Source organism: Streptomyces daliensis (assembly GCF_054782395.1).
This window is the reverse complement of sequence record NZ_BAAGSO010000023.1, coordinates 14,723-28,602: the sequence shown is the minus strand read 5'-3', so window position 1 is coordinate 28,602 and position 13,880 is coordinate 14,723. Positions and strand designations below refer to the sequence as shown.

Below are 13,880 nucleotides of genomic sequence, written 5' to 3'. Positions count from 1 at the left end.
GGGGAGGGTGGGCACAACCCGTGCCACCGGCCCGCCACACGCGAACGAACCCCCCAAGGGGCACCCACACCAGGCGCACCCCTTACAAGAAACAGGCACCCCGTGTGGCCTTCACCCCGCACCCCGTGAAGGGGCGCGGTCCGGTGAAGGGGGGTCAGGCCGTGGGGCGGCCCAGGGCTCGGAAGGTCCAGCCGGACTTGCGCCACAGTGCGGGGTCCAGCGTGTTGCGCCCGTCCAGGACGTGCCGCGTCGCCACCGCCTCCCCCAGCTCCGCGGGGTCCAGCTCCTTGAACTCGCGCCACTCCGTGAGGTGCAGCACGACGTCAGCGCCCCGCACCGCACCGATCGCACTGTCCGCGTACCCCAGCGTGGGAAAGATCGCCCGCGCGTTCTCCAGCCCCTTGGGGTCGTAGACCGTGACCTGCGCCCCCTGGAGGTGGAGCTGCCCCGCGACGTTGAGCGCGGGCGAGTCGCGGACGTCGTCGGAGTCGGGCTTGAACGTCGCACCCAGCACCCCGACCCGCTTGCCCAGCAGGCTGCCGCCGACCGCCTCACGCGTCAGCTCGACCATCTGGGCGCGGCGCCGCATGTTGATGGAGTCCACCTCGCGCAGGAAGCTGAGCGCCTCGGAGGCGCCCAGTTCGCCGGCGCGGGCCATGAAGGCGCGGATGTCCTTGGGGAGGCAGCCGCCGCCGAAGCCGATGCCGGCGCGCAGGAACTTCTTGCCGATGCGGTCGTCGTGGCCGATCGCCTCGGCCAGCTTGACGACGTCGCCGTCGGCGGCCTCACAGACCTCGGCCATCGCGTTGATGAAGGAGATCTTGGTGGCCAGGAAGGAGTTCGCCGAGGTCTTCACCAGTTCGGCGGTCGGGAAGTCCGTGACGATGAAGGGCGAGCCCTCGGCCACGGGGGTGGCGTAGACCTCGCGCAGGAGCTGTTCGGCGCGCTCGCTGCGGACGCCGACGACGAGGCGGTCGGGGTGCAGCGTGTCCTGGACGGCGAAGCCTTCGCGGAGGAACTCGGGGTTCCAGGCGAGTTCCGCCTCCTCGCCCGCCGGGGCCAGCTCGGCGAGGCGCGCGGCGAGCCGGTCCGCGCTGCCGACGGGGACCGTCGACTTGCCGACGACCAGCGCGGGGCGCGTCAGGTGCGGGGCCAGGGACTCGACGGCCGCGTCGACATAGGACATGTCACAGGCGTACTCGCCGTGCTTCTGCGGGGTGTTGACGCAGATGAAGTGGACGTCGCCGAACTCGCCGACCTCGGCGTAGGAGGTGGTGAAGCGCAGCCGTCCGCTGGCGCCCTCGTGCCCGGCGACGTGTTTGCGCAACAGTTCGTCGAGCCCCGGCTCGTACATCGGGGCCTCGCCCCGCTCCAGGGTCGCGATCTTCTCCGGGGAGATGTCGAGACCCAGCACGTCGAAGCCCAGTTCGGCCATGGCGGCGGCGTGGGTGGCGCCGAGGTATCCGGTGCCAATCACGGTGATCTTGGGCGAGGCCATCTGTGCTCCTGTAGCTGCGGGCAGAACGCTGCCCGCGAGCATAACCGGGGCCGGGGGCGTGCTGTCGTGAAGCTCACGTATCCCGGTTCCCTCGGCTCCCTCTAGAATTGGGTTACTTAACGGTAATTAGCAGAGCCGCTCTCAGAGGAGTGAAAACCTTGGCGCCCTCGGACAACAGCGCAGCAGCCGACTTCGACCTCTACCGGTTGCCCGAGGAGCACGAGATGCTCCGGGACTCGGTGCGCTCGCTCGCGGAGGCGAAGATCGCGCCGTTCGCCGCCGAGGTGGACGAGGAGGGCCGGTTCCCGCAGGAGGCGCTCGACGCGCTCACCGCGAACGACCTGCACTCGGTCCACGTGCCCGAGGCGTACGGCGGCGCCGGGGCCGACGCGCTCGCGACCGTCATCGTCATCGAGGAGGTCGCCCGGGTCTGCGCGTCCTCGTCGCTGATCCCGGCCGTCAACAAGCTGGGCTCGCTGCCGGTCGTGCTGTCCGGCTCGGAGGAGCTGAAGAAGAAGTACCTGGGCCCGCTCGCCAGGGGCGAGGGCATGTTCTCGTACTGCCTGAGCGAGCCTGACGCGGGCTCGGACGCGGGCGGCATGAAGACCAAGGCCGTACGCGACGGCGACTTCTGGGTGCTCAACGGCGTGAAGCGCTGGATCACCAACGCGGGCGTCTCGGACTACTACACGGTCATGGCCGTGACCGACCCCGAGAAGCGCACCAAGGGCATCAGCGCCTTCGTGGTCGAGAAGGCCGACGAGGGCGTCTCCTTCGGCGCCCCCGAGAAGAAGCTGGGCATCAAGGGCTCCCCCACGCGCGAGGTCTACCTCGACAACGTCCGCATCCCCGCCGACCGCATGATCGGCGCGGAGGGCACCGGCTTCGCCACGGCGATGCAGACCCTGGACCACACCCGCATCACCATCGCGGCCCAGGCGCTGGGCATCGCCCAGGGCGCGCTGGACTACGCCAAGGGCTACGTCCAGGAGCGCAAGCAGTTCGGCAAGCCGATCGGCGACTTCCAGGGCGTGCAGTTCATGCTCGCCGACATGGCGATGAAGCTGGAGGCCGCGCGTCAGCTCACGTACGCGGCGGCGGCGAAGTCCGAGCGGGTGTCCGCCGGGGGCGGCAAGGAGGACCTGACGTTCTTCGGCGCCGCGGCCAAGTGCTACGCGTCCGACGCCGCCATGGAGATCACCACCGACGCGGTACAGCTCCTCGGCGGCTACGGCTACACCCGTGACTACCCCGTCGAGCGCATGATGCGCGACGCGAAGATCACCCAGATCTACGAGGGCACGAACCAGGTCCAGCGCATCGTCATGGCCCGCAACCTCCCGTAGAGCGGTTCCCGCAGGCCAGCGGCCGTTTCCAGCGGCTGGCGGGTCGTGATCGGCTCCGGCCGTTCCCGGTCGTTTCGGGCTGCCGACGGGCGTGAATGCTGGAGGAAGTCCCCGCCGAAGCGGGGGCTTCCTTCGGCCGTTCGGGCTACGGCTTTCCGATGACATTGTGCGGGTCGTCAAGCCACACCCGCTGTCCGTCACCATCAACTGTCAGGCCAAACCTGGACCGTTCCGGCTTTCCCGCGTCATGCCAACCGAGGAACGCCTTCCGCACCTCATCCCACAGGGAACGGGGCCCGTACTGCTCCACCTCGTACGTCTCTGCGTCCGGGACGTATTCCACGGTCGCCCACGACTTCCGGTCGTCCGCGAAGAACCACAGGGTGGCTTCCCCGCTGTCGTCTTCCGCCTCACACCACCGGTACCACGCATCCGTGAGGCTCAGGCCGGTAAAGAAGGCTGGATCGTCCTGGATCACGTTCTGCGGTGCGATGTCGGTGCTGCTCTTCTCACCCTCCTCCTCGTGGTAGATATCCGCGGTACGTCCCGCACCGCCCCGGTGGGTGCGGTCCCACATGAAGGCGGGATAACCGGAGAATGATCCCTGCGCCTTCCCGTTCGTCACATCCAGCGTGGCGTACGAGCCGCTGAAGTAGCTGCTGCCCCATGGGGTGACGATCCGCCCGCCCGGGCACTGTTCCCACCACGCTTGCGGCACTTCCCGCATGGTGCAGGTGCAGATGATCCGGTCGTACGGCGCACCCCGCCGGTGCCCGTCGTGGCCGTTCCCGAGAATCGTCGTCGGGTGGAATCCCGCCCGCTTCAAGTTCTCCACAGCGGTGGACAACACCGCCTCGTCAACCTCCACCGAGGTCACGTTGATGTCGCCCAACCGGTGCGACAGCCAGGCAGCGTGGTAACCGGTTCCCGTACCGATCTCCAGTACCCGTTGCCCTTCCCGTACATCGAGCAGGCCCAGCATTTCGAGCATGATCGACGGCATGGAAGAGGACGAGGTGAAGAGCCGGAAAGCATCCTCCGGTGCCTCCTTCCCGTCGTTCACCTGGGTGACCACGGGCGCGTCCGAGTAGACCGCCTGCAACCAGCCCTCGGGATCGGCGGCGAAGTCCCCTGCCTCGAATACCTCAGGGATGAACAGCGCGCGATCCACACTGGTCACGGCGTCTCGCCATTCGGGCAGCAACACGCCCTTGCTTTTCAGCGCCTCAACGAGCCGCTGCTGCGTCGTCATCCGGCCTCACTTCTTCGGCGGCTCGTACGGCTTGGTCGGGCCCGGCGGCTTGTCGCGGTGGCCGTCGCTGCTGGAGGTGTCGGGCTTGCCGGAGTGGCCTCCGCCCTTTTTACCCATCTCTGCCTCATTTCCCGTTACCGACAATGACATGACGGCTCAAAAGCCGTACCGCATACGCGGGCTTCTCCCGATCCAGTCGCTCCATACCGGGAAACGCACGGTGATCGAGTGCTCGCGTGAGTTACGCATGAGGGACCGAGGCGTCCTCCGGCGCTCAGCAAAACTGCTCCGCCGCGATGCGCACGGGGCCATGGACGCCCCTGGCCGAGACCGCGGCCGAAAGGAGACAACCCCCTCGCCTCCTGCCCTCATCGGCCGCTCAGACAGAGCCGACTCCGGCCTGGGCCTTGATGGTGTCGACGGCCTCCTCGGTGAGCCAGCGCAGGGGGACGACGGTCCACTTCTCGCTCCGCCGCATCACCACGGCGTTCCCGTCCCTGGTGCGCCCGACGTGCACGAACCCGTGCTCGCACCGCAGGTCCTTCGCCAGATTCTCACCGTGGATCACGGGCGCTACGTCCCTTCGCGGTCCTCGTCATCGGCCATGCTGCTGTGCACGTCTCCGTTTCTGAGACACGCGTGTGTCGGGATCAGTTGCCTGATCCTGCTTGGCGTACGGGTCCCAGTCGTCTTCGTTCTTCTTTCCCATTCTCGCCCGCTCCTTCCTGTCGAACGCAGACTTCCGATGCCGCGCCTCGCATCCGTGGCACGTCGCCGGCTTCCGGACCGTGACCGTCAGTGCCCCTCCGGATGCCGCCGAAGGATGACGTTGCAGTCGGAGACGGTGGTCATGTCGCGACCTGCCCGGGCACGATCCCGCACGTTGGCCAGTTCAGTGCAACCCGCGCACCCCGCGACAGGCTCCGGTTCCAGCTCCCGCCACAACGGCAGCTCCACCGGCTGACTCGGGTAAGTCCTCGGCTCACCACTCATTCCGATACCCTTTCGGGCGCGTACGCCGTGAATTCCCAAGTCCCGCTCGCCGAACTTGTACCGATCACCATTCCGACTACCTCCCCGCAATTCGCGAGGTTCGATCATCCCTCAGAGCGGAGCAGGTTCCCCAAATTATTCGCGTTGTCGAATAAAGATCATTGACGGAACGACCAAGCCCACTCGGCCAGCAGCTCTCGCGCGTCGCCTCCGAATGCGGCATGAGTTTCATAGAGCGTAAACCGGTCGATGAGTGAACGAACATCTTTCGGGTTCCGGAAGACGACCGCACCAAGGTCCGTCTCGATGGTCGCGAGGCGGTCGTCGTAAATGCTGAATGTACTCAGCGGAATATTGCTGAACTTCACGCCCATCGGCAGCACGCCGATTCGAATATTAATCTGAAGTGAGAGCGACGTCAGACGATCAATCTGCATGGCCATGGCATCAGGAGACACCAGCGGATACCTGACAGCTTGTTCGGTGAGCAGGAACGTGAAGCGCTTGGAGCGGTCGAGCAGAACGGCCTGCCGTTCGAGCTTCATGCCGACGACCTTGTCCTGTTGCACCGGCGGAGCATGCACGATGCTCTCCCTGATGTACTCCGGCGTTGCCAACAATCCCGTAGTCATGGACAGCAGGAAATACCGGAATTCCGTGGTGGCCGTCTCCAGTCCTGCTAGTTCTAGCTGCTTCTTGTCCAGGCCCTTTCGGTGCAGGGCCTTACGGTCTTGCCACTCCGTCTGTGCGATGCGGGCCATTGCCATGACTTCGGCCACAATGGCAGGAGGGGCGTCGACTCCTCTGAGTATCTGCTCAACGTCCACCAAGGAAGGGCGCAGTTTGTTCCCTTCAATGCGGCTGATCTTTGACTGGGACATATTGCAGCGCACAGCAAGCCGGACTCCTGAGAGTCCGGCTTGTCTGCGGAGATGCTTAAGCATAGCGGCCAACTCTAGACCGGACTGGTCCAACTGGTCAGGCTCGATAGCCACCGTTCACGTACTCCTCGAAAGGGACCGACTCGGCTACCGCGATCCTCTGGTGCTCAATGAACGGAGTCACATCACCCTCGAATACCTTACGGTTGATCTGCCTGCCGTCCGCCTCATAGTTCATGAGGACAACTTCTGCGCGGTCGAACATCCAGAAGTCCTGAACTCCCGCGAGGGGGTTGGGGCGGTCAGTCACGTCGAGGATGCGGATCTCGTCGCCCGCTCGCGCATGCGCCTCGTAGTAGCGGCCGAACTCGAATCGCAGATAGTCGGAAAGGGGCCGGGTCACAATATGCACCCGCCCGTTACGCTTCCCCTCGATGCGCTGACGTGACACACGTTCCGTGTACGCGGAAGCCGCGTACGGACTCAGTGGCTGTCCTTCGCGAAACGCTGCGAACTGCTCCGCCTCTTGCGGCATGAGGTACTGCGGCAGCGTTTCCAGCCGCCACGCCTCGCATTTGATCTCCGCGAAACGGCGACGCCACTCGTCACCATCCAAGAGCACGAACGGCCTCCCTCAGCACGGCTTCGGGGATCTCTACCAGGGCCTCGCCGGACGGCGGTGTGAACGCCTCGGAGACGCTTCCCTGGACGACGAGCGAACCGCTCGTCGTCCGGTAGACGTTCGGGCAGTCCTCCCCACCGCAGGTGCCGTTTCCGTTGCCGGTAAGTCGGGTCAGTTCCTCACGAGCCACGGTTACGAACCCCCTCGCTACTGGCCCTGGTTGGGCCGAATGGTCACGACCGTACGAGGGCGAGCGACGAGCCGTCTATGCGGGAACGCGACTATGCCCGTACTCGCATAAAGACCTCAATGGAGGCAGGCAGACCGGATCAGATCCGGTACTCCTCATGGGAGATGCCGCGTTCCCACGCGGCTTCGAACGACGCGGCGAAAAGTTTCAGGACGGCCGAGTCGGTCGAGAACTCGTCCTCCACGAGGGAGCCGTCTCCGGCGAAGTGGTGGATCCGGGCCAGCCGGTCGTCGAACAGCCAGAAGTCGTTGCAGGGAAGCGCCAGATCCGAGGCGAGACGGCGGGGCACCCGCCGGACCTGCTCGCCTGCGGCGGGATTGGCCCGCGTCATGGCATGCTCCCAGCGGATGTACTCGGACACCGGCCCGCTGACGACGCGCGCCCGGCGAACCACCACCCCGCGCTCAACTGCTGCGGCGATCTGGTCGTGGAAGGGCCGCCACCAGGACGCGCGGTCGTCCCAGTCGATCCCCGCTCCGCGCCGCCACGCGGCGAACCGCTCGTTGTCGCCGTAGTCGTCACGCGTCTCCAGGTGGACCGCCGAGCGGACCATGCCCCGGAGGCACTCGGCGAAACTCGGCTGCTGAGCGTTCCGCGGCATCGCGCGCCTTCCTCGTGTGCTCCGCCATGCGGGCGCGCGGACCGGGACGCGAATCACGTGCGGCACGCCTGTCGCTGCGAGCCTCGCGGCCTGTCGACAAGGCCGTCAAGAAGGCACGGGAAAGGGGGCGGCCCCCGCAACCGGGTGCGGTGCCGCCCCTTCACCGTCGTGCGCGCCCTCCGGCGCGCCGCGTCACTTCACGCTGCCCAGCAAGGGCCTGATCTTCTGGCGCGAGGCCAGGAATGCCAGGCCCGCGAGGGCCGCGATGATGCCCTGGACCGCGAAGCCCGTCGTGCCGCTGGCCGCGTCGCCGATGACGAGCTGGACGATCGCGAAGACGCAGTCACCCGCGGTCACCGCGAGGAACCAGACGCCCATGAGCTGGCTCGCGTACTTCGCGGGCGCCAGCTTCGTCGTCACCGAAAGCCCCACGGGCGAGAGGCACAGCTCGCCGATGGTCTGGATGAGGTAGACGACGATCAGCCACAGCGGGGTGACCTTGGCGTCACCGGAGGCCGCGGCCATGGCGAGCATCATCACGCCGAAGGAGACGCCGATGCCGATGAGGCCGATCGAGAACTTCGTGGTCGTCGACGGGTTGCGGCTGCCCAGCTTGACCCACAGCGCCGCCAGCACGGGGGCCAGGATCATCACCCACAGCGGGTTGACGGACTGGAACCAGCTCGTCGGGAAGGTGATGCCGAACAGGTCGGTCGAGGTGCTGTTCTCCGCGAAGAGGGTCAGCGTCGAGCCGGACTGGTCGAAGATCATCCAGAAGATCGCGGCGGCCACGAAGAACCAGATGTAGCCGGTGAGCTTCTTCTTCTCCTCGCCCGTGACCTCCTTGTCCCGGCGCATGCGGGCGAAGTAGTACGTCGGCAGGACCAGGCCCGCGATGCTCAGCGGCCACAGCACCCAGTTGATGGTGAACGCGTCCGCGAGCACGACGCCCGCGTAGAACACGGCCAGGACCAGCGCGCCGACGAGGGTGTTGCGGACGGCCTTGACGCGCTCGGGGCGCGACAGCGGGTTCGGGACGACGCTGGACTCGGCCGCCAGGTGCCGGGTGCCCAGGAGGAACTGGATGAGGCCCAGTGCCATGCCCAGGGCCGCCAGGCCGAAGCCCAGGTGCCAGTTGACCTTCTGGCCCGCCCAGCCGATGAGCAGCGGGGCCGCGAAGCCGCCGATGTTGATGCCCATGTAGAAGACGGTGAAGCCGCCGTCGCGGCGCGGGTCGTTCGGGCCCTGGTAGAGGTGGCCGACCATCGTGGAGATGTTGGCCTTCAGCAGGCCCGAGCCGACGCCGATGAAGACGAGGCCCACGAAGAACAGGGCGTCCACGCCGACGGCGAGCAGGGCGTGGCCGATCATGATGATGAAGGCCGAGATGGCGACGGTCTTGCGGGGGCCCCAGACGCGGTCGCCGAGCCAGCCGCCGGGCATCGACATCAGGTACACGGTGGCGTTGTAGACGGAGTAGAGGGCGACGGCGGTGGCCGTCGCCATCCCCATGCCCCCGTCCACGGCGGCGGCCGTCAGGTAGAGCACGAGCAGGGCGCGCATGCCGTAGAAGCTGAAGCGCTCCCACATCTCGGTCATGAAGAGGGTGGCGAGACCCCGGGGGTGCCCGAAGAAGGTCTTGCCGTCGGCCGCGGGTATGCCCTGCGGCGCGTCCTTGGTGAAGGTGGACGCCATGGTGGTTCCTTGCTCTGAGGAGTGGCCGGCACCGGTGTGGCACGAGGGCACGACGGCACAGAAGGCCGCACACCGGGATCCACGCCCTGCGCGCTTCGTCGCGCGGCAGGACCCGGCCGCCAGGTCATTGACTGGGATTCAGGGTGTTGTCGTCCGGCGCCGTCCGGCCATGAGCGGCCCTTGGCGTACGTGAGCGGACGAGAAGCCCGGCTTTCCAGAATACGTGAAAGTCGAACCATTCATTCCGCTTGCTCTCCGGCACACACCCTCCGGCCCCGGGAATGGGGCCCCAGACACGGGCCGGCGCCACCGGGCTGAGCCCGGTGGCGCCGTAGAACCGGATTCCGCTACTTCACCTCGGACATGTTCTCGGTGATCTTCTTGCGGTACATGAAGACCGCGCAGCCCGCGACCACCGCGAGGGCCGCCTCCAGCGCGACGACTCCCGTACCGCTGAGGTCGGCGCCGCCGATGGCGAGCATGCCCGTGACGCAGTCGCCCGCGGTCACCGCGAGGAACCAGACGCCCATGAGCTGGCTCGCGTACTTCGCGGGCGCCAGCTTCGTCGTCACCGACAGGCCCACGGGCGAGAGGCACAGCTCCGCGATGGTGTGCATCAGGAAGATCAGCACCAGCCACAGCGGGCTGACCTTGGTGTCCCCGGTGGCCATGCTCATCGGGATGGTGAAGACGAAGAAGGAGAGGCCGATGACGACGAGCGCGAAGGAGAACTTCACCGTCGTGCTCGGCTCCTTGCCGCGCCGGTTCAGCGCCAGCCACAGGGCGGCGAAGAGCGGGGCGATGAGGATGATGAAGAGCGGGTTGATCGACTGGAACCAGGTCGAAGGGAAGTTCCAGCCCAGGATCGACGTGGAGGTCTTGCCGTCGCCGAACGCCTGCACGGTGGAGGCGCCCTGGTCGAAGATCATCCAGAAGACGGCAGCGGCGACGAAGAACCAGATGTAGCCGGTCATCCGGCCCTGCTCGGTCGCCGTCAGGTCCTTGTCGCGCTTGATGCGCAGCAGCATCCCGGCCGGGAGCAGCAGCCCCAGCAGCGTCAGCGGGATCATCGCCCAGTTGAGGGTGAAGTGCCCGGTGCCGACGACGACGGCGTAGAAGACCACCGCGACGGCCAGCCAGATCAGCCCCTTGCGCACCACCGCCGTGCGCTCCTGCGCGCTCAGCGGGACCGGGACCGTGCTGCTCCTGGGGTCCAGGTTTCGGGAGCCGAGCAGGAACTGGACCAGGCCCAGCGCCATGCCGACAGCCGCCAGCGAGAAGCCGAGGTGCCAGTTGACGGTCTGGCCGACGGTGCCGATGACGAAGGGCGCGATGAAGGCGCCGAGGTTGATCGACATGTAGAAGACGGTGAAGCCACCGTCGCGGCGCGGGTCGTCGGGGCCGTTGTAGAGGTGGCCGACCATCGTGGAGATGTTGGCCTTCAGCAGGCCCGAGCCGGTCGCGACGAGCGCGAGGCCGACGAAGAACATCGCCTGTCCGGGGACGGCGAGCGCGAGGTGGCCGCACATGATGATGCCCGCGGCGATGGCCACGGTCTTGCGCGGACCCCATACCCGGTCACCGAACCAGCCGCCGGGGAGGGCCAGGAGGTAGACCATGGCGTTGTAGACGGAGTAGATCGCCGTCGCGGTGGCCAGATCCATGGCCAGTCCGCCGCCCTGGGAGCCGGAACCGGCGTCCGGGCCTCCGGAGATCAGGTAGACCACGAGCAGGGCGCGCATGCCGTAGAAGCTGAAGCGCTCCCACATCTCGGTCATGAAAAGGGTGGCCAGACCTCGTGGGTGGCCGAAGAAGGTCTTGCCGCCGGTGTTGCCGGCCGCGCCCTTCGTCAGACTGGACGCCATGTGGGGGTTCCTTGCCGGTCGGGACGTATGTGCCCGTACATGCGGCACATACGGGACACGGCACGCCCTGTGTGGGAGGTGGCGACCGACGGTCACGGACCGACGGATCACACAGAAAAGGACCCCGGGCGGGCTTGGCGTGGCCCAAGGATCCTTGACGGTCACTGCAAAAGCGCCCTCACCATACGTCACACGCTCCCGCGTGACGGAAGGCATTGCGACACAGATCACAGGTGAAAAGCGAAACCGTGCGACCGTTTCCAAGGTGACGTGTCCACGTCCCCAAAGATCGACTCGGGTGGGCGGGGAGCGCCCTCACGCTCGGCGACGAGGACTACCATCGGGCCATGACCCGAGTACTGCTAGCCGAGGATGACGCGTCGATCTCGGAGCCGCTCGCCCGCGCTCTGCGCCGCGAGGGCTATGAGGTCGAGGTGCGGGAGGACGGACCCACCGCACTCGACGCCGGGCTGCGGGAGGGAATCGATCTGGTCGTGCTGGACCTCGGCCTCCCCGGCATGGACGGCCTTGAGGTCTGCCGCAGGCTGCGGAACGAGGGCCATGCCTTCCCCGTCCTGGTCCTCACCGCGCGCGCCGACGAGGTGGACACCGTCGTCGGGCTCGACGCCGGTGCGGACGACTACGTCACCAAGCCCTTCCGCCTCGCCGAACTCCTCGCCCGGGTGCGCGCCCTGCTGCGGCGCGGTGTCACGGCCGAGCCCGCGCAGCAGCCCGCGACGCACGGCGTGCGCATCGACGTCGAGTCGCACCGCGCGTGGATGGGCGACGAGGAGTTGCAGCTCACCGCGAAGGAGTTCGACCTGCTGCGGGTGCTGGTGCGCGACGCGGGCCGGGTCGTCACCCGCGACCAGCTCATGCGCGAGGTCTGGGACACCACTTGGTGGTCCTCGACGAAGACGCTCGACATGCACATCTCCTGGCTGCGCAAGAAGCTGGGCGACGACGCGGCCAACCCCCGCTACATCGCCACGGTGCGCGGCGTGGGCTTCCGCTTCGAGAAGAGCTAGCACTCCGTGCGACGCCGGCTCATCCAGTCCACCCTCGCGGTGGTGCTCGTCGTGGTGGCCGTCTTCGGCATCTCCCTGGTCATCGTCGAGTCGCGGACCATCGAGGAGAGCGCCAGGGAGAGCGTGCGCTCCGAGGCGTCGAGGCTGGTCTCCGTGGTGGAGACCCGGCTCGTCGCCGGGGAGAAGGTGACCCCCGAGACGATGGGCACCACCGTCTCGGGCAACCGCTACGTGCGCATCGAGGTCCCCGGCAAGCGGACCGTCGAGCTGGGCGCGAAGCCCGACGACGACGTCATCGAGGCGTCCCAGAGCGGCGGGCACGGCGAGACCGTGACCGTGCAGCAGGAGCGCGGCACGGTGCGGGCCGAGGTCGGGCGCACCCTCCTGATCATCCTGGCGGTGGCGCTGCTGGCCGTCGCGGCGGCGGCGATCCTGGCCGTACGCCAGTCGCACCGCGTCGCGGCCCCGCTCACCGACCTCGCCGAGACCGCCGAACGGCTCGGCTCGGGCGACCCGCGCCCCCGGCACCGCCGCTACGGGGTGCCGGAGCTGGACCGGGTCGCCGACGTGCTGGACGCGAGCGCCGACCGCATCGGGCGGATGCTGACGGCGGAGCGGCGGCTGGCGGCCGACGCCTCGCACCAGCTGCGCACGCCGCTCACCGCGCTCTCGATGCGGCTCGAAGAGATCATCGCGACGGCCGAAACCGACGACCCGGAGGACCAGGCCACGGTCAAGGAGGAGGCCACCATCGCGCTCGCGCAGGTGGAGCGGCTGACCGACGTGGTCCAGCGGCTGCTCACCAACTCCCGCGACCCGCGCTCGGGCTCGGCCGTCGGCTTCGACCTCGACGAAGTCGTCAAGCAGCAGATCGAGGAGTGGAAGCCCGCCTACCGCAGCGCGGGGCGCGCCATAGTGCGCTCGGGCAAGACGGGGCTGCGGGCCGTGGGCACGCCGGGCGCGGTGGCGCAGGTGCTGGCGACGCTGATCGAGAACGCGCTGATGCACGGTGCGGGCACGGTGGCGCTGCGCACGCGGGTGACGGGCAATCAGGTCGTGGTCGAGGTGACAGACGAGGGTCCCGGCGTCGATCCCGACCTCGGCTCGCGGGTCTTCGAGCGGACGGTGAGCGGGCGCAACTCGACGGGGCTCGGGCTCGCCGTCGCCCGCGATCTGGCCGAGGCGGACGGCGGGCGGCTTGAGCTACTTCAGCAGTACCCGCCGGTTTTCGCGCTTTTCCTTGGCCGAGAGGCCACGTCGGACCCGGCCGCCTGACCGCGCGTCCTCCCGCGTCGCACCGTCCGGGGGGACGGTTTCGGCCCCGGCGCCCGCTTCGGCTTCCGCTTCTACGCTCCCCTCCGTGCGGGCCAGCCGCTCGGCGTCTCTGAACACCCAGGTGCGGTAGGACCAGAAGCGGAAGACGGTGCCGATGCCGAGGCCGACGACGTTCTTGGCGATGTTGTCGGCGAGCGTGGACGTGAAGCCGAACCCGTAGTGCGAGAGGGCGAGGATGCCGTTCTCCAGGACGAGGCCGATGCCGCTGAACAGGAAGAACAGCGAGGTCTCGCGGTGCACCCTGCTCTTGTCGATGTGGCGGTACGTCCAGTAGCGGTTGCCCAGGTAGTTGGTGCCGATGGCCACCACCTGGGAGATCACTCCGGACCGCACCGGGGCCAACTGGAAGCTGTGCATGCACAGATTGAAGACGGCCACGTTCACGAGGAAGCCGACCGCGCCCACGGCTCCGAACTTGGCCAGTTCCCGGGCAAGACGTCCTACCCGTGAGCGCAGGGAACGCCGTTCACCCATAGTGGTCGCTCAGCCCCGTTTCCGGTCGGTGTGGTCGCTC

14 protein-coding genes are annotated in these 13,880 nt (G+C 67.6%); 3 read left to right on the top strand and 11 right to left on the bottom strand.

Translation table 11 applies throughout. The features are described from left to right. Positions 1-154: 154 nt before the first annotated feature. Positions 155-1,498 carry a UDP-glucose dehydrogenase family protein gene (locus ACYVOO_RS05875; RefSeq protein WP_461014568.1) on the bottom strand — a complete coding sequence of 448 codons (1,344 nt, stop codon included), beginning with the start codon at positions 1,496-1,498 and terminating at the stop codon, positions 155-157. Positions 1,499-1,722: 224 nt separating this feature from the next. Here ACYVOO_RS05875 and ACYVOO_RS05870 point away from each other — a divergent pair, with 224 nt between their 5' ends. Continuing rightward, positions 1,723-2,844 (top strand): acyl-CoA dehydrogenase family protein, encoded by a 1,122-nt coding sequence (locus tag ACYVOO_RS05870; RefSeq protein WP_453350926.1) that lies wholly within the window; start codon positions 1,723-1,725, stop codon positions 2,842-2,844. Positions 2,845-2,989: 145 nt separating this feature from the next. On the opposite strand, the gene ACYVOO_RS05865 is transcribed toward ACYVOO_RS05870, so the two are convergent. From ACYVOO_RS05865 to ACYVOO_RS05825, 9 genes are all read right to left on the bottom strand, one after another. Then, positions 2,990-4,096 carry a methyltransferase domain-containing protein gene (locus ACYVOO_RS05865; protein ID WP_461014567.1) on the bottom strand — a complete coding sequence of 369 codons (1,107 nt, stop codon included), beginning with the start codon at positions 4,094-4,096 and terminating at the stop codon, positions 2,990-2,992. Between the two features lie 379 nt (positions 4,097-4,475). Then, a complete protein-coding gene (locus tag ACYVOO_RS05860; protein WP_461014566.1) occupies positions 4,476-4,664 on the bottom strand; it encodes a hypothetical protein in 189 nt (62 codons plus the stop codon). A gap of 227 nt (positions 4,665-4,891) precedes the next feature. Further along, a complete protein-coding gene (locus tag ACYVOO_RS05855; RefSeq protein WP_461014565.1) occupies positions 4,892-5,089 on the bottom strand; it encodes a hypothetical protein in 198 nt (65 codons plus the stop codon). 158 nt (positions 5,090-5,247) lie between these two features. Next, positions 5,248-6,084 (bottom strand): Scr1 family TA system antitoxin-like transcriptional regulator, encoded by an 837-nt coding sequence (locus ACYVOO_RS05850; protein WP_461014564.1) that lies wholly within the window; start codon positions 6,082-6,084, stop codon positions 5,248-5,250. Then, positions 6,068-6,592, bottom strand: coding sequence for a DUF6879 family protein (locus tag ACYVOO_RS05845; RefSeq protein WP_461014563.1), 525 nt, complete (start codon positions 6,590-6,592; stop codon positions 6,068-6,070). Before ACYVOO_RS05845 ends, ACYVOO_RS05850 begins: the two co-directional genes overlap by 17 nt. Further along, positions 6,576-6,782, bottom strand: coding sequence for a hypothetical protein (locus tag ACYVOO_RS05840; protein ID WP_461014562.1), 207 nt, complete (start codon positions 6,780-6,782; stop codon positions 6,576-6,578). The genes ACYVOO_RS05845 and ACYVOO_RS05840 overlap by 17 nt, the downstream gene beginning before the upstream one ends. A 139-nt stretch (positions 6,783-6,921) precedes the next feature. Beyond that, positions 6,922-7,443 carry a DUF6879 family protein gene (locus ACYVOO_RS05835; RefSeq protein WP_461014561.1) on the bottom strand — a complete coding sequence of 174 codons (522 nt, stop codon included), beginning with the start codon at positions 7,441-7,443 and terminating at the stop codon, positions 6,922-6,924. Between the two features lie 192 nt (positions 7,444-7,635). Further along, a complete protein-coding gene (locus tag ACYVOO_RS05830) occupies positions 7,636-9,138 on the bottom strand; it encodes a peptide MFS transporter (protein ID WP_461014560.1) in 1,503 nt (500 codons plus the stop codon). A gap of 347 nt (positions 9,139-9,485) precedes the next feature. Then, positions 9,486-11,003 (bottom strand): peptide MFS transporter, encoded by a 1,518-nt coding sequence (locus ACYVOO_RS05825; RefSeq protein WP_461014559.1) that lies wholly within the window; start codon positions 11,001-11,003, stop codon positions 9,486-9,488. A gap of 347 nt (positions 11,004-11,350) precedes the next feature. On the opposite strand from ACYVOO_RS05825, the gene ACYVOO_RS05820 reads away from it, so the two are divergent. Both ACYVOO_RS05820 and ACYVOO_RS05815 read left to right on the top strand, forming a co-directional pair. Further along, positions 11,351-12,031, top strand: coding sequence for a response regulator transcription factor (locus tag ACYVOO_RS05820; protein WP_453350912.1), 681 nt, complete (start codon positions 11,351-11,353; stop codon positions 12,029-12,031). A 6-nt stretch (positions 12,032-12,037) separates the two neighbouring features. Further along, positions 12,038-13,306, top strand: a complete 1,269-nt coding sequence (locus ACYVOO_RS05815; RefSeq protein WP_461014558.1) for an ATP-binding protein — start codon at positions 12,038-12,040, stop codon at positions 13,304-13,306. Here the strand turns inward: ACYVOO_RS05815 and ACYVOO_RS05810 are convergent. Next, positions 13,235-13,840: a GtrA family protein gene (locus ACYVOO_RS05810; protein WP_461014557.1), complete on the bottom strand. Its 606-nt coding sequence runs from the start codon at positions 13,838-13,840 to the stop codon at positions 13,235-13,237. The genes ACYVOO_RS05815 and ACYVOO_RS05810 overlap by 72 nt on opposite strands. Between the last annotated feature and the right edge of the window lie 40 nt (positions 13,841-13,880).

Excerpts from the sequence above, each read along its gene's own strand:
- ACYVOO_RS05870 (WP_453350926.1), top strand. The coding sequence starts at position 1,723 with ATGCTCCGGGACTCGGTGCGCTCGCTCGCGGAGGCGAAGATCGCGCCG.
- ACYVOO_RS05835 (WP_461014561.1), bottom strand. The coding sequence starts at position 7,443 with ATGCCGCGGAACGCTCAGCAGCCGAGTTTCGCCGAGTGCCTCCGGGGC.
- ACYVOO_RS05820 (WP_453350912.1), top strand. The coding sequence starts at position 11,351 with ATGACCCGAGTACTGCTAGCCGAGGATGACGCGTCGATCTCGGAGCCG.
- ACYVOO_RS05865 (WP_461014567.1), bottom strand. The coding sequence starts at position 4,096 with ATGACGACGCAGCAGCGGCTCGTTGAGGCGCTGAAAAGCAAGGGCGTG.
- ACYVOO_RS05875 (WP_461014568.1), bottom strand. The coding sequence starts at position 1,498 with ATGGCCTCGCCCAAGATCACCGTGATTGGCACCGGATACCTCGGCGCC.
- ACYVOO_RS05825 (WP_461014559.1), bottom strand. The coding sequence starts at position 11,003 with ATGGCGTCCAGTCTGACGAAGGGCGCGGCCGGCAACACCGGCGGCAAG.
- ACYVOO_RS05810 (WP_461014557.1), bottom strand. The coding sequence starts at position 13,840 with ATGGGTGAACGGCGTTCCCTGCGCTCACGGGTAGGACGTCTTGCCCGG.
- ACYVOO_RS05830 (WP_461014560.1), bottom strand. The coding sequence starts at position 9,138 with ATGGCGTCCACCTTCACCAAGGACGCGCCGCAGGGCATACCCGCGGCC.
- ACYVOO_RS05855 (WP_461014565.1), bottom strand. The coding sequence starts at position 5,089 with ATGAGTGGTGAGCCGAGGACTTACCCGAGTCAGCCGGTGGAGCTGCCG.